Origin of the sequence: Pseudomonas sp. G1002 (genome assembly GCF_013385455.1) — a bacterium.
Classification (GTDB): Bacteria; Pseudomonadota; Gammaproteobacteria; order Pseudomonadales; family Pseudomonadaceae; genus Aquipseudomonas.
Map to the genome: position 1 here is coordinate 1 of NZ_JACAPY010000025.1, position 19391 is coordinate 19391.

Annotated in this window: 22 protein-coding genes; 14 read left to right on the plus strand and 8 right to left on the minus strand. The window is 58.6% G+C overall.

Annotation, left to right across the window (positions count from 1 at the left end; translation table 11 throughout):
• The first annotated feature begins 165 nt into the window (after positions 1–165).
• Positions 166–879: an HNH endonuclease gene (locus HX801_RS13225; protein ID WP_087693118.1), complete on the plus strand. Its 714-nt coding sequence runs from the start codon at positions 166–168 to the stop codon at positions 877–879.
• A gap of 71 nt (positions 880–950) precedes the next feature.
• Positions 951–1592 carry an HAD-IB family hydrolase gene (locus HX801_RS13230; RefSeq protein ID WP_177022215.1) on the plus strand — a complete coding sequence of 214 codons (642 nt, stop codon included), beginning with the start codon at positions 951–953 and terminating at the stop codon, positions 1590–1592.
• Between the two features lie 41 nt (positions 1593–1633).
• Here the strand turns inward: HX801_RS13230 and HX801_RS13235 are convergent, their stop codons facing one another.
• The 3 genes from HX801_RS13235 to HX801_RS13245 form a co-directional block, all read right to left on the minus strand.
• Positions 1634–2038 (minus strand): type II toxin-antitoxin system VapC family toxin, encoded by a 405-nt coding sequence (locus tag HX801_RS13235; protein ID WP_026077784.1) that lies wholly within the window; start codon positions 2036–2038, stop codon positions 1634–1636.
• Positions 2031–2270 (minus strand): type II toxin-antitoxin system VapB family antitoxin, encoded by a 240-nt coding sequence (vapB, locus tag HX801_RS13240; protein ID WP_008432930.1) that lies wholly within the window; start codon positions 2268–2270, stop codon positions 2031–2033. The genes HX801_RS13235 and vapB overlap by 8 nt, the downstream gene beginning before the upstream one ends.
• Positions 2271–2556: 286 nt before the next feature.
• Positions 2557–3516 (minus strand): LysR family transcriptional regulator, encoded by a 960-nt coding sequence (locus tag HX801_RS13245; RefSeq protein ID WP_177022216.1) that lies wholly within the window; start codon positions 3514–3516, stop codon positions 2557–2559.
• A 262-nt stretch (positions 3517–3778) separates the two neighbouring features.
• Between HX801_RS13245 and argH the strand changes: the two genes are divergently transcribed.
• The 6 genes from argH (at position 3779) to HX801_RS13275 (ending at position 10188) form a co-directional block, all read left to right on the plus strand.
• Positions 3779–5206: an argininosuccinate lyase gene (argH, locus tag HX801_RS13250; protein WP_134327176.1), complete on the plus strand. Its 1428-nt coding sequence runs from the start codon at positions 3779–3781 to the stop codon at positions 5204–5206.
• A 138-nt stretch (positions 5207–5344) separates the two neighbouring features.
• Entirely contained in the window at positions 5345–6223 is an 879-nt protein-coding gene (locus tag HX801_RS13255; protein WP_003211504.1) for an amino acid ABC transporter permease, read from the plus strand.
• A 24-nt stretch (positions 6224–6247) separates the two neighbouring features.
• Positions 6248–7012, plus strand: a complete 765-nt coding sequence (locus tag HX801_RS13260; protein WP_003211502.1) for an amino acid ABC transporter ATP-binding protein — start codon at positions 6248–6250, stop codon at positions 7010–7012.
• A gap of 25 nt (positions 7013–7037) precedes the next feature.
• The gene (locus HX801_RS13265; RefSeq protein WP_102605193.1) at positions 7038–7859 is read left to right on the plus strand and encodes an ABC transporter substrate-binding protein; all 822 of its coding nucleotides are present in this window, start codon (positions 7038–7040) and stop codon (positions 7857–7859) included.
• A 147-nt stretch (positions 7860–8006) separates the two neighbouring features.
• The gene (locus HX801_RS13270; protein ID WP_003211499.1) at positions 8007–9176 is read left to right on the plus strand and encodes an MFS transporter; all 1170 of its coding nucleotides are present in this window, start codon (positions 8007–8009) and stop codon (positions 9174–9176) included.
• A gap of 64 nt (positions 9177–9240) precedes the next feature.
• Positions 9241–10188, plus strand: coding sequence for a hypothetical protein (locus HX801_RS13275; RefSeq protein ID WP_177022217.1), 948 nt, complete (start codon positions 9241–9243; stop codon positions 10186–10188).
• Here the strand turns inward: HX801_RS13275 and HX801_RS13280 are convergent.
• Complete coding sequence (locus HX801_RS13280) at positions 10185–10991, minus strand: sulfite exporter TauE/SafE family protein (RefSeq protein WP_177022218.1); 807 nt, start codon at positions 10989–10991, stop codon at positions 10185–10187. The genes HX801_RS13275 and HX801_RS13280 overlap by 4 nt on opposite strands.
• Before the next feature lie 115 nt (positions 10992–11106).
• On the opposite strand from HX801_RS13280, the gene HX801_RS13285 reads away from it, so the two are divergent.
• The 4 genes from HX801_RS13285 to HX801_RS13300 all read left to right on the plus strand — a co-directional run bounded on the left by HX801_RS13285 (position 11107) and on the right by HX801_RS13300 (position 13024).
• Positions 11107–11877, plus strand: a complete 771-nt coding sequence (locus HX801_RS13285) for a helix-turn-helix transcriptional regulator (RefSeq protein ID WP_177022219.1) — start codon at positions 11107–11109, stop codon at positions 11875–11877.
• A gap of 103 nt (positions 11878–11980) precedes the next feature.
• Positions 11981–12301 (plus strand): helix-turn-helix transcriptional regulator, encoded by a 321-nt coding sequence (locus HX801_RS13290; protein WP_023659239.1) that lies wholly within the window; start codon positions 11981–11983, stop codon positions 12299–12301.
• 47 nt (positions 12302–12348) lie between these two features.
• Entirely contained in the window at positions 12349–12711 is a 363-nt protein-coding gene (locus tag HX801_RS13295) for a type II toxin-antitoxin system RelE/ParE family toxin (RefSeq protein ID WP_003211487.1), read from the plus strand.
• Positions 12686–13024, plus strand: coding sequence for a helix-turn-helix domain-containing protein (locus HX801_RS13300; protein WP_003211485.1), 339 nt, complete (start codon positions 12686–12688; stop codon positions 13022–13024). The genes HX801_RS13295 and HX801_RS13300 overlap by 26 nt, the downstream gene beginning before the upstream one ends.
• A 28-nt stretch (positions 13025–13052) precedes the next feature.
• Here HX801_RS13300 and HX801_RS13305 read toward each other — a convergent pair whose 3' ends face one another.
• Positions 13053–13991 carry a GlxA family transcriptional regulator gene (locus HX801_RS13305; protein WP_008432938.1) on the minus strand — a complete coding sequence of 313 codons (939 nt, stop codon included), beginning with the start codon at positions 13989–13991 and terminating at the stop codon, positions 13053–13055.
• 116 nt (positions 13992–14107) lie between these two features.
• Between HX801_RS13305 and HX801_RS13310 the strand changes: the two genes are divergently transcribed.
• Positions 14108–14902: an SDR family oxidoreductase gene (locus HX801_RS13310; protein WP_008432939.1), complete on the plus strand. Its 795-nt coding sequence runs from the start codon at positions 14108–14110 to the stop codon at positions 14900–14902.
• A gap of 6 nt (positions 14903–14908) precedes the next feature.
• On the opposite strand, the gene HX801_RS13315 is transcribed toward HX801_RS13310, so the two are convergent.
• The 3 genes from HX801_RS13315 to HX801_RS13325 form a co-directional block, all read right to left on the minus strand.
• A complete protein-coding gene (locus HX801_RS13315) occupies positions 14909–16291 on the minus strand; it encodes an amidase family protein (RefSeq protein WP_177022248.1) in 1383 nt (460 codons plus the stop codon).
• A gap of 235 nt (positions 16292–16526) precedes the next feature.
• On the minus strand, positions 16527–17174 hold the full coding sequence (locus HX801_RS13320) for a hypothetical protein (protein WP_371316567.1): 648 nt from the start codon (positions 17172–17174) through the stop codon (positions 16527–16529).
• Between the two features lie 240 nt (positions 17175–17414).
• Positions 17415–18473, minus strand: a complete 1059-nt coding sequence (locus HX801_RS13325; protein WP_003211475.1) for an MBL fold metallo-hydrolase — start codon at positions 18471–18473, stop codon at positions 17415–17417.
• A gap of 124 nt (positions 18474–18597) precedes the next feature.
• Between HX801_RS13325 and HX801_RS13330 the strand changes: the two genes are divergently transcribed.
• Positions 18598–19218, plus strand: coding sequence for a TetR/AcrR family transcriptional regulator (locus HX801_RS13330; protein WP_003211473.1), 621 nt, complete (start codon positions 18598–18600; stop codon positions 19216–19218).
• The last annotated feature ends 173 nt before the right edge of the window (positions 19219–19391 follow it).

Here is a 19391-nt window from a genome sequence, read left to right on the forward strand (position 1 = left end):
GCGCGCTGAGCTGGGATTGATTCCTTAGCCAACTGAAAAGCCCTGACTTGTTCAGGGCTTTTTTGTATTTGCAGAGTGCCAAATCCTACAGCCCAGTAGGAAATTTCGTAGACGTGCTAGTGGCCACTCAGTATCGTCCGAGGACTTTCTACCCTCGGCGACTGTATGGATATTACAAAAGACAGCATCGACTGGAGCGACGAGGAATTAGCCGCGGCAGTCGAGACCTACTTGAAGATGTTGGCGTTGGAGAAGAACGGCCAACCCTTTAATAAAGCCCATGAAAACCGATTGCTACGTCAGGGACCAATCGCAGGTCGTACAGAAGGCTCCATCGAGTTTCGCATGCAGAATATCTCTGCGGTTCTGGTCCAAATGGGCCTGTATCGGATCAAGGGGTACAAACCTGCAAATAACGTGGGCTCGGGAGTAGAACAACAGATTCGCAAAGCCCTCACTGCCCTTCGTATATTTGAATCAGATGAAACAGCGCAAACTGCAGATGAACAAACCCTCGTCCGCCGAGCATCCAAGCTACTGCAGCAGCCCATCGAGAAGGTGCCGGACGGAATTGCGAAGCCACAGAAAGTGTCCATTGTCGGTACGGCTTTTGTTCGCGATCCCAAAGTACGCGCTTGGGTATTGAATGAGGCCAATGGCATTTGCGAAGGCTGCGGTTCAAACGCTCCCTTCGAAGTGGATGGCTTGCCATTTCTTGAAGTACATCACGTCAAGCACCTCGCCCAGAAGGGTTCGGATCGCATCACCAATGCTGTAGCCTTGTGCCCGAATTGCCATCAGCGTTGTCACCGATCAAGTGACCGCGGTGACTTCACCAAAGGGCTTTACTCGAAAATCGAAAGATTGAAAGAAGAGTAAACTTCTGTGGTCACAACTGATGTATTACCAAAATTACGAGATAGGACCGAGACCCGCCCGTGAACCCAGACATGCTCGAATCCGGCCCCTTGGATGCCAAAGTGCTCTCCGTCTTTGACTTCGACGGCACCCTGACCCACCACGACAGCTTCGTGCCGTTCCTGAAGTTCGCCTTTGGTAAAGGCGAATTCGTGCGCAGGATGGTGAAGCTGGCCGTACCTGGCGCGCAGTTTGTGTTGCGCGTGATTAGCCGTGATGAGCTCAAGGCGCAGTTGATCCGCACCTTTATGACCGGCGTGGACAAGGCGTGGGTTCAGCAGAAAGCGGAAGCGTATTGCCAGGCCTATTGGAACAAGCTGATGCGCCCAACCGGGCTGCAATCGGTGGCCGATGAGGTGAAGTCCGGGGCCGTGGTGACGCTGTGTTCGGCGTCGCCGGCATTGGTGTTGCAGCCGTTTGCGGATCGGCTTGGGATCCGGTTGATCGGCACTGAGCTTGAGGTGGTTGACGGGGTATTGACGGGCAAGCTCACGGGGAATAATTGCCGGTGTGAGAATAAGGTGCTTCGGCTTGAGGCGGTTTATGGGGATCTGGGGGAGTATCGGCTCAGGGCCTGGGGTGATACGCGCGGGGATCGGGAGTTGTTGGCGGCGGCGCAGGATGCGCATTTTCGGCATTTTCATGCGAAGAAGAAACGAATCAAGCAACGCTGAATCGCCTGGACGACCTATCTGTGTGCGCTGGATTGACTGCCTTAGGCGGCGATCCAGTTTTCCACGATCAAGCCATTCACTCGCTTGAACTCACCTTCGTTGTTAGTCACCAAGACCAATCCTGAGCTTCTGGCGTGGCCCGCGATATGCAGGTCATTTACGCCGATTGGAGTGCCCTTCTTTTCGAGATCGGAGCGGATCGAGCCGTAGTGAAAAGCGGCCTTGTCATCGTAGTGAATGACGTCAAGCCGGGAGATGAAGTCCTCCACCGCCCGAGTATTTTTCTCAACAAACTGGCTTTTTTCGGCCCCGTGCATCAATTCCGCAAGGGTGATCGAAGAGATCACCATACGACCTACATTCGCATTGAATTTTTCCAGTATTTCCATAGGCCGACGCTTGATGATGTAGATCACGATGTTCGTATCAAGCATGTACTTAATCATCAAAGGACTCTCGCTCTTGCTGGGTTTGGTCGGCGCGCTCCTCCATAAAATCATCAGATACCGATTCGCTTGCAAGGAAAAAGCTGTCCCAAGTGTTTTCAACCGGCGAAATAATCAGTTCGCGCCCCACGGCACGCACCTCTACAGTTTTCACCCCAGCGGGAAAACGCATATCAGCAGGGATGCGGATATTTTGTGTACGGTTATTGGTGAAGATCGTTCCAGTAGACATAAGGAACACCTCTCTAGGCATGGGAAGACAGGTAAGAATGATAGTTTGCAGATGCTCTATTGCATAGCTCTATAGCAGCTACCCGACAAGCGTAGCCGAACAGGTAGCTGTTGGTAGCGGCGCAGGAAGCGCATTTTCATGCGAAGAAGAAGTTGGGCAAGTTGCGGCGGTGATGCGGGTGGATAGGGTCTGCGGGTAGACCGAGTTGATCCCATCGCAGCCTCGCTGGGGCTCGACAGCTCCCACAGGGGATCTCTGTAGGTTCTTAGGGGGTGGTGGGAATTCGTTAGATTGGCGCTTTCAGATCCACGCCGAGTGCCGTTGCGAAGGCTTTGACCAGCGGGCTTCGTGGGGCGTTGTGGCGCAGGATGAGGTTGAACGGCGTGCTCAGGTGGATCTGCTCCGGGCATAACACGCGCAGGCGCCCTTCCCTCACCAGCGGCGCGGCGTAGTGTTCCGGGAGGAAGCCCAGGAAGCGGCCGGTGAGAATGAGGATGGCCACGGCTTCTACCTGTGAGGCCGAGGCGGACTGGCTGTCGTAGCTGACGAAGTTGGCCTTGTCGCTGTGGATCGCGTAACGATGGTTGACCACTTCATGCTGGCGCAACACATCTGTGTTGATATCACTCGCTTCAAACAGCGGATGCCCGACGGCGCAGTACGCGTGGGACTTTTCTTCGTACAGCGGGAAATAATCGAATTCTTCCCGCCGCTGGTACACCGGGACGATGCCGACAATCAGCCGCCCTTCCACCACGCCCCGTTCAATTTCGTCCAGTTGCGAGGCATGTAGACGTAATCTTATTTTTGGCGACTCTGTATGTAATCTTCCCAGCGCGTTAATCAACGGTGAATTAACGTCGGAGACGGTGTTATCAATAACACCCACACTAAGGTCGCCGATCAGTTCGTTCTGTGCCGAACTAAGCTTGTCTCTGAAACTGTCTACCGAGGCAAATAATTCAATGGACGCTTGATAGACTAATTTGCCTTCTTCGGTCAGGCCAAACCCTTCCCGCCCTCGCGTACACAGGCGCATGCCGATGCGAATTTCCAGGTCGGAAATCTGCTTGCTGATCGCCGCCAGGCCCACATTCAGCTCGTTCTGCGCCGCGCTGAAGCCGCCCGCTTCGACCACAGCCTTGAACACCCGCAGCAATTTGAAGTCCAGGCCGCTGAGTTGCAGGGGCGGTCTTGTGCCGGGTTTTGGCGGTATGTTTCCAGAATTGGAAAGTGGGGTTTCCATAATACGTGTTGACCTCAAGTGCCATATTCAACAGGCTTTGACCTACTCCATGAACATCGCCGGGCGGCAATAATGAACATACTTAACCGCCCTTGGCAACCTTGAATATAGCGGGTTGAACAGCTTTTACCGGCTGATTTAACGCCCATAAAAACCTGACACTACGATCAGGACTTTTCGTTTTGCTACTGCCCTCCGAATCCATAAGGCCAAGCCACGTCCATCGGGCTTGTCACTTCTAAAAACAAGCGTGAGGAACACCATGTCTCAGCCCATCGATCGCCTCTGGGGTGCTCGTTTCAAGTCCGGCCCGTCCGCTGCTTTGGCGGCGCTGTCCCGTTGCCCCGAGCGCTATTTTCGCCTGACGCCCTACGACCTGGCCGGCTCCCGGGCCCATGCCCGTGAGTTGCAGCGCGCCGGGTTGCTGGATGAGTCGGAAACCTTGCGCACCCTGGAAGCGCTGGACCGCATCGGTGAGGACTTTGCCGCTGGCCGCCTGCACCCGACGCTGGATGACGAGGATGTGCACACCTTCATCGAGCGGGTGTTGACCGAGCGTTTGGGCGCCCTGGGCGGCAAGCTGCGCGCCGGGCGTTCGCGCAATGACCAGACGGCCAACGATTTGCGCCTGTTCCTGCGAGACCACGCGCGCACCATCACCACCGAGGTGTTGGGCTTGCAGCAGGCGCTGGTGGACCAGGCCGAGCAGCATATCGAGAGCATCTGCCCGGGCTTCACCCATTTGCAGCAGGCGCAGCCGATCGTGTTCGCCCATCACTTGTTGGCTCATGCGCAATCGATGCTGCGGGATGTGCAGCGCCTGGTGGATTGGGATGCGCGTACGGCGTTGTCGCCGTTGGGTGCTGCGGCGATGGCGGGCTCGGCAATTGCTCGCCAGCCGGAGCATTCGGCCAAGGAGATGGGTTACACCGGGCCGTGCGAAAACTCTATCGATGCTGTAGCCAGTCGTGACCACGTGGCGGAGTTTCTGTTTGTGGCGGGCATGCTCGGGGTGAATATTTCGCGGCTGTCGGAGGAGTTTTGCCTGTGGTCGTCGCGGCAGTTTCGCTGGGTGCAGTTGGACGATGCCTACGCCACCGGTAGCTCGATCATGCCGCAGAAGAAGAACCCGGACATTGCCGAATTGGCGCGGGGTAAAGCGGGGCGGTTGATTGGCAACCTGACCGGGCTGATGTCCACGCTCAAGTCCTTGCCGCTGTCGTACAACCGCGATTTGAGTGAAGACAAACACAGTGTGTTGGACAGCGTGGATACGTTGCTGTTGGTGCTGCCGGCGATGGCCGGGATGGTCGCGACGATGAAGGTGCAGGTGGAAGAGCTGCGGCGTCAGGCGCCGATGGGTTTCACATTGGCAACTGAGGTGGCGGATTGGCTGGCCACTCGTGGTGTGCCGTTCAAGGAGGCCCATGAGATTACCGGTGCCTTGGTGCAGGCCTGTGAGAAGCATGAAATTGAATTGTGGGAAGCCTCGCCGGCGTTGTTGGCAGAGGTGGATACGCGGCTGACGCCGCAAGTGCGTGAGTGCCTGACCCTGGAAGCGGCGATTGCGGCGCGCAGTGGTTGGGGCGGTACGGCGCCGGATCGGGTGCGGGAGCAGATTGGGCGGTTGAAGGTGGCTCTGGCTGCGCAACAGAAGTGGGCAGAAAACTACACCGGCTTTCGAATTTAAAGATCGTTCCCACGCTCTGCGTGGGAATGCCTCTTGTGACGATCCGCGTCACGCTTTGGGGACGCAGAGCATCCCTTGCTGCATTCCCACGCAGAGCGTGGGAACGATCAGTGTATTCAGTTGTTTTGGAGAGTCACCATGAAACAAACCCCGGCAGAGCGCTTGCAAGCCGAGCGCCAGCAGACCGAGAACCAGTTCGATATCACCCAGTACGAGCACGTGCCCCGTCGCTATTACGGGCGGATGTTTTTTGCCACGTTGATCGTGATCGCACTGGCTGCCTTGCTGCGTGCATTCGCCAACGGTCAGATCGAATGGTCCTACATCGGTCAGTTCCTCACGTCCGAGGCGATCATCTGGGGCCTGGTGAACACCATCATCATGTCGATCCTGGCCATGGCGCTGGGCGTGGTGATCGGGGTGATCACGGCGATCATGCGCATGTCGGCCAACCCGATCCTGCGCTACGTGGCCATCACCTACACCTGGCTGTTCCGGGGTACGCCGCTGATTCTGCAACTGCTGTTGTGGTTCAACCTGGCGCTGATTTTCCCGGTGATCGCGATTCCCGGGCTGTTCAGCATCGACACCGTGGACCTGATGACGCCGTTCGTGGCCGCCCTCCTCGGCCTGAGCATCAACCAGGGTGCCTACACCGCTGAAGTGGTGCGCGCCGGCCTGTTGTCGGTGGACACCGGCCAGTACGAAGCCGCCAAGTCGATCGGCATGCCGAGCCTTCAGGCGCTGCGTAGGGTGATTCTGCCCCAGGCGATGCGGGTGATCATTCCGCCTGTAGGCAACGAGTTCATCAGCATGGTGAAAATGACCAGCCTGGCGAGTGTGATCCAGTACTCGGAGCTGCTGCACAACGCGCAAAACATCTACTACGCCAACGCCCGGGTCATGGAGCTGCTGATTGTTGCAGGCATCTGGTACCTGGCGGTGGTGACTGTTCTTTCATTCGGTCAGAGCCGCCTCGAGCGTCGTTTTGCCCGCGGCGCCGGCAAGCGTTCGTAAGCCCTGACTGAGGAGATTTGCCCCATGAGAAGCATCGTCAAGGCCGTGAACCTGAACAAGTATTACGACCAGTATCACGCGTTGCAGGACATCAACCTGGAAGTCGAACAAGGCGAAGTGCTGTGCATCATCGGCCCGTCCGGTTCCGGCAAAAGTACCCTGCTGCGCTGCGTCAATCAGCTGGAAAAAATCGACAAGGGCGGCCTGTGGGTCGACGGCGAACTGGTGGGTTACCGGGTCGTCGGCAACAAGCTGCACGAATTGAATGAATCACAGATCGCCCGTCAGCGGTTGGCCACCGGCATGGTGTTTCAGCGCTTCAATCTGTTCCCGCACATGACCGTGTTGCAGAACATCATCGAGGGCCCGTGCCAGGTGCTCAAGCGCTCGCCCAAGGAAGCCACCGAGGATGCGTTGGAGTTGTTGGCCCGCGTCGGCCTGGCGGACAAGCGCAATGCCTACCCGGTGGAGTTGTCCGGCGGCCAGCAACAACGTGTGGCAATTGCCCGTGCGCTGGCGATGCGCCCCAAGCTGATGTTGTTTGACGAACCCACGTCAGCCCTCGACCCGGAGCTGGTAGGAGAAGTGCTGTCGGTGATGCGCGATTTGGCCACCACCGGCATGACCATGATTGTGGTCACCCATGAGTTGGGCTTCGCCCGCGAAGTGTCCAACCGCATGGTGTTTATGGATGCCGGCCAGATTGTGGAAGCCGGCAGCCCGGAAGAAATTCTAATAAGCCCACAAAACCCGCGTACCCAAAGCTTTATTTCTGCCGTTCGCACTTAACTAAAAAACTAACGAGAACGCCCCCATGAAAAATCTGTTTCTTCCAAGTTTGCTCGTAGGCCTGATGGCCTCCACTTCGGTTTTGGCGGCATTGCCGGCAGCGATCAAGGACAAGGGTGAGATCAGCGCGGCCATCGTGCCGAACTACCCGCCGATGGATTTCAAGGACACCGCCACCAACAAGCTCACCGGCCTGGACTTTGACCTGGGCAACGCCCTGGCCGAGCGTTTGGGGGTGAAGATCAAGTGGCAGGAAACCGGCTTCGAACAAATGCTCAGCGGCCTGACCACCAAGCGCGTGGACATTGTGCTGTCGGGCATGACCGACACTGCCGAGCGTCAGAAGGCGGTGACCTTTATCGACTACTTCACCAGCGGCCCGCAGCTGTACACCCTGGCCAAGCGTGAAGACCTCAAGGAATTGACTGACCTGTGCGGTAAAAAAGTCGGCACCAGCCGACGTACCACCTGGCCGTCGGAAATTGCCGCGTGGAGCAAGGAAAACTGCGAGAAGGCCGGTAAGCCAGCCATCGTGGTGATTGGCACTGAGGGTTCGGCGGATGCCCGGGCGCAATTGCAGCAGAACCGTCTGGATGCGGCGATGCAGGGCAGTGAAACCATTCCTTACCTGATGTCGCTGGACAAGGGTAAGTACAAGCCGGTGGGCCTGGCGATTTCCAAGCAGTTCACCGGGCTTGGGATTGAGAAGAGCAATACCGAGTTGGTCACGGCCATCAGTGAGGCGTTGCAGGGCATGATTGATGACGGGACCTACGGCAAGATTCTGCAGAAGTGGGATCTGGAGCAAGGTGCGGTTGAGAAGATCAGCATCAATGCCGGCCAGTAACTCGATCTAAATGTGGGAGCGGGCTTGCTCGCGAATGCGGTGGATCAGCCAGTACAGTTGGCACTGACACACCGCATTCGCGAGCAAGCCCGCTCCCACACTGGATCTTCATCGCCTTGAAAAAAGAATAAGGACATCCGCCCCACCGTGGCCACGTACTCCCTGGTAATCCGCCGCCTGATGATCTGCTCGGTGACCATCGTCGTCAGCCGCGCCATGACCAGCCCATTGCTCGCCCTGTTGCTGAGCACCCGCCTGGGCCTCAACCAGCAAGACATCGGCTTGCTGATGGGCATCGCCGTGTTCATCGCCACCCTGCTGGGCCTCTATGGTGGCTACATCATCGACCGCCTGGAAAAGCGCAAGCTGCTGATCCTGGCGATGCTTTCCAGCTCCATCGGTTTTCTGTTGCTGACCTTCGCCAGCAACCTGTACCTGACCACCCTGACCCTGGTGATCACCGAAGCCGCTTCGGCGCTGTTCCTGATCGGCTCCAAGGCGATCATCAGCGAGAACCTGCCGGTGGGCCAGCGGGCCAAGGTGTTTTCCCTGCGCTACACCCTGACCAATGTCGGCTACGCCACCGGCCCGATGCTCGGCGTGGTGATTGCCGGGCAGATGCCCCTGGCACCGTTCCTGATCGCCAGCGCGATTGCCTTTGGCAGCCTGTTCCTGATGATCGGCATCCCACCGACCCAGCGCGACGACAGCAACAAACCCTTAAGTTTTCTCAGCACCCTGAGGACCCTGCGCAGCGATCGCACCTTGATCCTGTTTACCAGCGGCAGCCTGTTGAGCACCATTGTCCACGGGCGCTACACCCTCTATCTGTCGCAGTTTCTGCTTGTGGCCTACAAGCCGGAGAACGCGCTGAAAATTCTCTCTGCGGTGCTGGCGTGCAACGCCATCACGGTGATCCTGATGCAATACCAGATCGGCCGCTTCCTCAAGCGTGAACAACTGCGCTACTGGATCGTGCTTGGCACCTCGCTGTTTATTGCCGGGTTGATCGGCTTCAGCATGGCAGACGGCCTGGTGTCGTGGTGTGTCGCGATGTTTGTGTTCACCCTCGGGGAGATGATCATCTACCCGTCCGAGTTCCTGTTTATCGACACCATCGCCCCGGACGCCCTGCGCGGCAGTTATTACGGCGCACAAAACCTGGCGGCATTTGGCGGGGCGCTGAGCCCGGTGATCTGCGGCTACCTGCTGATCAACGCATCCCCCGCCTCTATGTTCTATGTACTCAGCGGGCTGACGGCGGTGGGTGGCACCTTGTGTTTCCTGAGTGGCCGGCGTGTGGTGGTCCGTGCGTAATTTCTACTGATATTTGCTCGATATCCCGCTATTAATAGCGAAACCTCTCACGGACCCGAGCCCCATGAAATTCGACACGGCCTACAGCCTGAGTCTCGACGACAAGCTGTCGATCTATGACGTGCGCGACCTGAATTTCGACGAAACCGCCGCCTTCGATTCCGACAAGGACAGTTTCCTGTGCCCCAACGACGAATGCCGGGCGGCGTTTGCGGCGGGCAATGTGCTGGGGACGTTCAATGCGAAAAACGTCAATTACCTGCGTACGCCGCACTTCAAGAACATCCCCAGCACCCGGCATATCGAGGGTTGCCGTTACGCCAGTCGCCCTGCCGGAAAAGGCGAATCTGAGGATGGGCCGGAGGAAAACTTCCCGTCGGAATTTGTCCTGACGCGGCGCCAGTACGAACGCAAAACGCCGGTCATCGGTGCTGAGGCTGGCACCCCACAAGAACCACCGAAAACGCCGGCAACCCGCAACGCCTTGTCTCACAGCTCAAGCGACACCACCCCGGACAAGACCAGCGTCTTTGCCCACCCCGTGGAATGCTACGTGTCGAATATCGGCGATAAGGAAAAGCTGAAAAGCATGCCCTTGAAGATCGGCGATCACACCGCGACCTACTGGACGTTTTTCAAGAAGATCGAATACCTGCAAGACAATAAAGGCCTGATCTACTGGGGCAAGATCAAGGAGATCAAGGACTACACCAGCAGCTTTCGCATCGACTTCGAAAAGAAAGCCTGGCTCGACAAAAAGCCCTATTCCATCAACGTTTACCTGAGCAAAAAACTGATCGAGAACTACCGCAAGCGCAAGGCGTTCCTGGAGCAGATCAAGGCCGCGGTGGACAGTGATCGAGCGCTGTATTGCTTCTTCTACGGGGTGACACCGGAGCTGAAACAGGTGCCAAGCAAGAAAAACCCCGAGCAGACGTTCGGGGTGTTCAGTGCCAATATCGAGAACCTCGATCACCTGATTATTCGCGAGGCGCCGGGGTTGGAAACCTAAAGCAGCATGCTCACCATCACCACGCCCAACAACCCGATATACACCCGCGCATGCAGTGCATCCGGGATGCGACCGATCCACGGCGTGGCCAGGCGAATGCCCAGCAGCGAGCCCAGGGTGAGGATGGCGAACGCCAGCAAATCGACATAGCCGACAAACCACGCGCCCAATTGCACCTTGGCGAATCCAGCCATGAGCATGTAGGTAAACGTACCGGCCAGCGCCACCGGCACGCTCAGCGGGTTGGCCATGGACGTGGACTGGGACATGCTCAAGCCGCAACGGCGCAAGAGCGGCACGGTCATCACGCTGCCGCCCACACCCAGGAAGGTCGCGATCAGGCCAATGGCGATGCCGCCGCCCGTCACTTCCGCGCCGCTCAGGCGTCGTGGCTGGAGCCTGTCGTCCTGGCTGAGAAAGCCCCTGCGCAACAGGCAATCGACAATGGTGATGGCCAGGTAGGCGATAAAGGCGTACCGCATGAAATCGCCGCTGGCGAACATTGCAGCCCCTGCCCCCAGCACGGCGCCGACCCCGATGTACCCGCCCAACGGCCACAGGTAGTGGCGAATCAGATTACCTTTGCGCTGGTGTTTTCCGGTAGCAAGCAGCGCGTTGACGATCATCACGCAGGTGGAGGTGGCGACCGCGATATGCATCGCTGATTCACTCACGCCCGCGTCGTGGCTGAGCTTGAGCATGCCGTACAGCAACGGCACCACCACGAACCCGCCACCGAAGCCGAACAGCACAGCGGTCACGCCGGTCATGCAGCCGAACAGTGCCAGTAATAGATAGAACATCGAGAATCGCCTTCAGTATCAGGGAGAGCTGTCGACGATAGAGATTCAAGGCTTGGCCCGCTTGCGCATGTCGGCCAATAATGTGCGAGATATTGCCACTTCCGGGATCAGCTCCATGCGCAACGTTTCCATCGCTCAGCTCGACCTGACCCCGCGAACGGTCGTGGCAATCGGCACCGACTATCCCCACGGCTATCTGCTCAAGCGCCACAGCCATCGGCGCGGCCAGTTGCTGTATGGCGCCACCGGGGTGATGCAAGTCAGCACCCAGCAAGGCAACTGGGTTGTGCCGCCCCAGCGCGCGGTGTGGATTCCGGCCCAAGTGCCCCATGAAGTGCTGATGCTCGGCGTGTCGACGCGCAGCCTGTATATCGAACCGCACGCCGTCACCGACTTGGGCACCGACTGCCACGTCATCAACGTTTCACCCCTGATGCGGCAGTTGCTGATGGAGGCGGTGGAGCTGCCGCTGGAATACGACGAGGCCGGGCGCGACGGTGCGCTGGTCAGCCTGCTGTTGTATGAACTGGCACGCGCCACGCACTTGCCCCTGCATATCCCGCTGCCGGAGGACCCTCGCCTGCTTGCTCTGTGCCTGACGTTTCTGCAGCGGCCGGACGTGCACCAGTCACCGGTTCAATGGGCGCAACAATCGCACCTGAGCCTGCGCACCTTCAGCCGGCATTTCCGCCAACAAACCGGCCTGAGCTTCGTGCAGTGGCGCCAGCGAGCCTGTGTTGTGCAGGCCTTGGCGCGGTTGGCCAGCGGTGCAAGCGTCACCCGGATCGCCCTGGACCTGGGCTATGAAAACCCGGCGGCATTTTCCAGCATGTTCCGCCGGGTGCTTGGGCAGTCACCGAGCACCTACCTGGAAGGGGCGAAATAGAGCGGCGGCAGCGCTATCGGAAAATCCAGTTGATGAGCGGTCAAAACAACTGTACAAAAACACAGTATAGTTTGCCCTCCCCCGTCGAACCTGGAGAAAGTCCATGTCCTCTCTGGCAATGAGCAGCACTGTAGAACAGCAGATCGTCCTTCATCAATTCACCCCACGGCACAGCGTCCAGGCCCGCCTGATGCTGGGCTGGAGCCGGGAAGACCTGGCCCGGGAAGCGGATGTGGAAGTGGACGCCCTTCAACGTTTTGAAAGCCATGGCGATGTGGACGATGCTGTCCGCCTGAGTGTGGCGTTTCGCCTGGAGGCTGAAGGGTTGGTGTTTTTCCCGGGCTTTGCGCCGGGTTGGGGGATGAATGTGCGGGGCTCTTTGCCACTGTCGTCAGAGCATTCAGTGCTTGAAACGGTTGAGTAAGATTTCTCTTCGCGCTGACGCTTATCCCTATTTAGGTATATCCTCTCATGAGTTCATGGAAGCCACTCCTCTGGGTGGGCGGTAGCAAGAAAGATCTGCAGCAAATGCCTGGGCCTGTTCAAGATGTGTTTGGCTTTGCGCTCCACCTCGCCCAAGGAGGAGGCAAGCACTCACAGACCAAGGCATTGAAAGGGTTTGGCGGTAACGCGGTACTTGAGGTAGTGGAGGATTTCGACAGCAACACTTATCGTGGTGTGTATACCGTCCGTTTCGACTCAGCTGTTTATGTCCTTCATTGCTTCCAGAAAAAGTCGACGAAAGGCATCGCTACAGCACAGCACGACATACAACTGATCAAACAGCGACTCAAGGCGGCGCAGGATCATGCACAAGCATCACAACGCGATTGAGATCGAAGAAAGCACCGGCAATGTCTATGAAGACATCGGGCAGCCCGACGCCAGTGAAATGCAGGTCAAGGCACAGCTGGCGACGAAGATTGGTGAGATTCTCAAGGCACGTAGCCTCACTCAGGCACAAGCCTCCGTCATTCTCGGTTTATCCCAACCCAAGGTGTCTGAAATGCTGCGTGGCAGGTTTCGGGGTATCAGTGAAGCCAAAATGCTTGAGTGTTTGTCGCGCCTGGGGCGCGATGTGCAAATCGTTATTACGGCTGCGCCAGCTTCACGTACTCAAGGACGTATTGAAGTGCTATTCGCCTGAGTTGCCCTAGGTTCTGGCTCCCGCAAGTTCACGCCTGCAACTGCAACGCCCGACGGATCATTTGTGGCGGTTGGCCAAACGCTCGCAGGAAGGCTCGACGCATGCGCTCCGGGTCACCGAAGCCCGTCTCCCGGGCGACAACGTCGATGGAGTGGCTGCCGGATTCGAGCATCAACCGGGCGGCTTCAATGCGCAGGTGTTCTACCGCCTTGGCCGGCGATTGCCCGGTTTCGGCGCGGAACAGTCGGCTGAACTGACGCGGGCTGAGGTGTGCCGCTTGCGCCAGTTGTTCTACCGAGAGGTCCTCGTGCAAGTGCCCTTTGGCCCACGCCAGGGCGGTTTGTACGCGGTCAGACTTTGGGTCCAGTTCCAGCAACGCCGAGAACTGTGACTGGCCACCGGCACGGCGATGGTAAACCACCAGTTTTTTCGCCACGTCGCGGGCCACTTCCACGCCCAAATCGTGCTCGACCAGGGCCAGGGCCAGGTCGATGCAGGCGGTCATCCCGGCAGAGGTCCAGAGCGGGCCATCGACGGTGAAGATCCGGTCTTCCTCCAGCTTCACGTTGGGGTAGCGCTGGCGAAACGTCATGGCGTGGTACCAGTGGGTGGTTGCCTTGCGCCCTTCCAACAGGCCGGCCGCTGCCAGGTGGAACGAACCGGTGCAGGCCGATGTAACCCGGCGCGACGCCGTCAACGACGCTTGCAGGTACTCCACCATGCCAGGAGTGGGCTCAAGTAGTTCGTTGTCCCCCAGCACCAGGATCGTGTCGTAGACCTGCTGCCCGAACGCCAGGCTATCAATGGCAAAGCCCATGGAGCTTTTTATCGGCCCGCCATGCTCCGACAACAAGTCCACGCGGTAGAACGGTCGCCCCACAACGAAGTTGGCAAACTCGAACACGCTGCTGGTGGACAGGCTGAGCACCTGGAAACCGGGAAAAAGCAGGATACCGACGGACACCATGGCCAAACCTCATGTCTCTAAAGGAGGGATATATGACATTGCAGCCATCACATTACACCCATAATCTTGGTTCCAACAAGGCCGATCCCCTCCCCGGCCCATTTGGAGCAACTGCCATGTCGCAACACAAAGGTTATGCCCTGATTACCGGTGCCTCGTCAGGAATTGGTGCGGTGTATGCCGACCGCCTGGCCCGTGCCGGCTACGATCTGATTCTGGTGGCCCGCAACCAGCAACGTCTGGAGCAGTTGGCAACACGCTTGAAAGCCAATACCCAGCGTGACGTGCAGGTGATAGCGGCCGATCTCAATCTGCCAGCCGACTTGGCGCGAATCGCCCGGATCGCGCACGAAGACAGCCGTATCAGCCTGCTGGTGAATAACGCCGGTGTGGGCGCCACGGCTTCGCTGCTGGAGTCGGATGCCGACAAAATGGACGCGATGATTCTGCTGAACGTACTGGCGCTGACCCGCCTGGCCAAAGCCGCGGCAACCAACTTTGTCGCCCAGGGCCGTGGCACGATTATCAATATCGGCTCGATTGTCGCTCTCGCTCCCAAAGTGCTGAACGGCGTGTATGGCGGTACCAAAGCGTTCGTGCAGGCGTTCAGCGAATCGCTGCAGCATGAGCTGAGTGACAAGGGCGTGGTGGTCCAGGTAGTGCTGCCAGGCGCTACCGCCACGGAGTTCTGGGACATCGCCGGCCTGCCTGTGAACAACCTGCCGGAAGCCATGGTGATGACCACCGAGAACCTGGTGGACGCCGCCCTGGCAGGCCTTGCCCAGGGTGAAGCCGTGACGATTCCGTCCCTGCCGGACAGCGCCGATTGGGACACCTACGAAAGCGCACGGCTGGCCCTAGGCCCGAACCTGTCGCACCGTGAACCCGCCGCTCGTTATGGGTTGAAGTAATCCGGACTAGCGCAGGCCGGGTGTAAACGCAGGCTTCCTAATTGCATGGGAGGCCTGCTCATACCCGTAGGCGACCGACAGCAACGTGGCTTCGCTCAAATTTGCGCCATAAAAGTGAACAGCCGTTGGCATCCCTTCGTCGTCCATTCCCGATGGCATGGAGATACCGGGATAACCGGCCACTGCCGAGTAGTAGTAACTGTACGAGTGAAAATTGGACACTATTGCGTCAAGCTTATGCTCGGCCAGCGGCTTATCGATGGTGCTTTTGAAAATCGGGCCGATGGCAGCCCATAACTCATTGCGCGCCTCATCATTGATATCCATCCCGTTGATCATGGTGAGCATCTGTTGATCCGGCACACCCGGACCGCTGTTGCGCTCGTTGAATTCAATCAGCTCAGCCAGCGACTTCACCGGCAAGCCTGCCCGTCCGGCCAGGTAGGCTTCAAGCTGGTGTTTAACGTCCGATAACAACGCGTCGTTATATTGTTCATGGGTTTCGTACGGGACGCCCTCACCCAGTTGACCCACGGGTACCAATGTCGCGCCCTTGCCCCGCAGCAACGTAATGGCATCCTCGAAGTGCTGCCTGTCGGCTATTTTCGCCGGGTCGTTGGCATCTTCTGCTGATAACTCAGGCAACGGCGTATAGCCGATGCGCTTGCCCACCAAGGCGTCAGGCTTGATTCCCTGGGTGTAGCGGTTGGTATCCGTCATCGCATCCAGTGCTTGCGCCGCATCACGCACGTTACGGGTGAAGGTGCCCACCGTGTCCTGGCGGGAACTGGTCATCACCCCTTCAGTGCTCACTAACCCTTCGGTCGGTTTGAAACCAATAACACCGTTGTAAGCCGCCGGCGTAATGATTGAACCATTGGTTTCGACCCCCAATGCCAAGGGCACAATCCCTTGAGCAACGGCTACTGCAGAGCCCGTACTCGAGCCCGCCGCCTGGCCATCCAGCCGATGCGGGTTGAGGGTCAAGCCGCCCCTGGAGCTCCAGCCATCAACCGGCGCCTCAGAGCGAAAATTGGACAATTCGCTCATGTTGGTTTTTCCAATAATCACCACGCCAGCCTTCAGCAGGTTGTCCACCACCTTGGCGTTCCTTGAAGCGGGCCTGCCCACCAACGCCATGGAGCCACCGCTGGTCTGCATCTTGTCGCCGGTTTCGAACACATCCTTGAGCGCTATCGGAACGCCATGCAAAGGCCCGCGCACTTTGCCTTCGGCCCGTTCCAGATCCAGCGCACGGGCTTTCACACGAGCGTCAGGATTGATTTCAATGAACGCATTGCCGCCCTGCAAGCCCTTGTCCATGTTGGCGATCAGCTTCAGCGAATCCCTCACCACCGAATCGGAACTGGCCCCATTGGGCCGGGTCATGGCCACTGCCAAATCGTCGGCACTCCTGTAGGCCTGTGGCGGGTTCACCACTGCATCGAAAAGCCCCGCTGCCCATCCCGCGCCCAAACCTGGTCCGATCATAAATACTCCCCGCCTGCCTGAATGTTGGGAATACCGTTCGATATCCCTGCCTCAGTCTAAGAAGCGAAATACTCGATGACTCGGGGGCAACTCTTACCGCGGCGTACGATCACTCTTCCCATGGCGTAGGCCCTTAAAGCCGCCCTAGAACCTGCTGACAACCTCGCACCAACGCCGCCAGACGATCTCTGGACCAGTGCGCACCATAGAACCAGACGACCCTCGACACCCCGTCGACGTCGGTGCCCGCGGGCACGCTGAAGCGTGGGTTATCGGCAGTCGCTGCTTTGTGGAAAGCAACACCTTGCGCATCCGCCACCACCCCATCCAGGCGGTTTTCCGTGACCCGGTCGTTAATCTCATTGCCGGGGTCCAGGGTGAAGTGACGTGTGTCATCGGTCACCCGCGCCGTCACAGGCACCAATTGCGCACCGGCTGCACGCAGTACGTCCAGTACCCGGGCAAAGTGCGAGCTGTGTTTGGCGGGTTTGCGCACATCACCGGTAACGTACTCGCTGGCAAAACCAATACGGCTGCCAGCCAGGGGCGGTGTGTTGATCAGATGACCCGGATCAGCGACGGGTGGAATCTCCACCATCACCCGCCCCTCAGGGTCGACACCGCTGAGGGCAATCAGTGATAACGCGGGATCGCGCACGCTGTGCATCATGGGGCCAGGGAGGTCGAGCCTGGGGCCGTAACCGCCCGTGGAGCCAAACTCCAGGCCGCCCTGGTGAGTGGCCGAATTGACGATCGTACCGGCCGCATGACTGCCAAACACAACACCCTGGCTGGCAGTGGGGGCGCAAGGCTGGGGAGTACAACTGTCCCCCGATCCTGAAGGCTTGAACAGGCAGCGCACGCACGGCCCCGTGACCTTCCTACTCTTATCGTCCATACACTCCCACGCCCCGGAATAAAGTTTCGAGGCGTGATTGCATCCCTTCAGCGAGGTGGATGTCTGTCGGAAATGGCTGGTTATGGCTCGTTCAAAATCCCTGAGCGCGCGATCAGACGGTGATTATCCGCTGACGTGCGCTTCACTGCCCTGATGCTCGACTTCCAGCCACCAGGCCTGCCCGCGCTCCGGCTGGTTGAGCATGAACGCCTGCCCCATCGCCGGTGTGGTGATCGACACGTTACGCTCCCATGCCAGCGCCATGATGCGGTCGAAGGGTTCGTGCCATGCATGAAACGCCAGGTCGAACGTGCCGTTATGGATCGGCAGCAGCCAGCGGCCCTTCAAGTCGATGTGCGCCTGCAGGGTTTCTTCCGGTTGCATGTGCACGTGGGGCCAGTCGACGTTGTAGGCCCCCGTCTCCATCAGGGTCAGGTCAAACGGGCCGTACTGCTCGCCGATACGCTTGAAGCCCTCGAAATAGCCGGTATCACCGCTGAAGAAAATTCGCCGTGAGCCGTCGATCATCACCCACGAACACCACAGCGTCTGGTTGCCATCGAACAGGCCGCGCCCGGAAAAGTGCTGGGCCGGCGTGGACACAAAACGAATCCCGTCCACTTCAGTGCCCTGCCACCAATCCAGCTGCCGCACCTTGCTGGCATCCACACCCCACTTGACCAGGGTATCGCCCACACCCAGCGGCGCGAGGAAATAGCGGGTCTTGTCCGCCAGTTGCACCACCGCCTTGTGGTCCAGATGGTCGTAGTGGTTGTGGGAAAGAATCACCGCCTCGATCGGCGGCAGGTCCTCAAGGCTGATCGGCGGCTGATGGAAACGCTTGGGGCCCGCCCAACTGAACGGCGAAGCACGCTCGGCGAACACCGGGTCGGTCAGCCAGAACTTGCCGCGCATTTTCAGCAGCACGGTGGAATGGCCGAGGCGGAAAACGCTATGGTCCGGGGCGGCAAACAGTTGCTCGCGAGTCAGCGGCTGCACCGGGATCTCACCCACCGGGCGCGTGCTACGGGGCTTCTGGAAGAGCATCTTCCACATGATGCCCAGGGTCTTGCCCAAGCCGCCATGCTGGATGGGCTTCTGATTGGTGAAGTGACCTTGATGCTGTTCGGAAGACTTGGGCGCTGTAGAAGAACTGTCGAGACGGGTTGAGATCGTGGCCATTACCGAGGAACTCCTGCAGACTGCTCTAAAAATTACACTGCACAGTGTAGTTTCTAGATTGCAACAAAACCGGGAGCAAGTAAACTACCGAGTGTAAGTTTCCCTTCAGAGCCGAACTCCCACCATGACTGTACCCCTGCGCCTCACCGACCGTAAACGCGAAGCCATCGTGGCAGCCGCCATTGCCGAGTTTCGTGACAACGGGTTCGAGGTCACCAGCATGGACAAGATTGCCGCCACGGCGGGGGTTTCCAAGCGCACGGTGTACAACCACTTCCCGAGCAAGGAAGAGCTGTTCGCCGAGATCCTGCATCAACTGTGGGCCAGCAGTGTTGCGCAACTGGACGTCAGCTACGCCAGCGACCGCCCGCTGCGAGAGCAACTGCGCGGGTTGCTGCAGGCCAAGATGACGATGATGTCGGACGCCAACTTCCTCGACCTGGCCCGGGTCGCGATTGCCGCCACCATCCACTCGCCGGAACGTGCCCAGGACATGGTCAACCGCCTGAGCAAGCGTGAAGAAGGCTTCACCCAATGGGTGCGCGCCGCCCAGGAAGACGGCCGGCTGAGCTGCACCGACCCATGCTTCGCCGCCCACCAGGTGCAAAGCCTGCTCAAGGCCTTTGCCTTCTGGCCACAGATCACCCTCGGCCAGCCGACCCTGGACGCCGACGCCCAAGCGAACGTCATCGAGTCGGCCATCGACCTGTTCCTCGCAGGCTATGAGGTCGTGCCGCAGCACTGACCTGTTGCAGGAACGACATCCAAGGTCGTTTTTATCTGATTCGCCGCGTGTCCTTTGCAAATGGCCTGGAAGGACACTGATTATTCCCACGCGAATAACTGACAATATTCACACGTATTATCCGACCAGTGGTTTTCCCGATCACGTGTGCCGTCGTACCTGCAAAAAAAGAA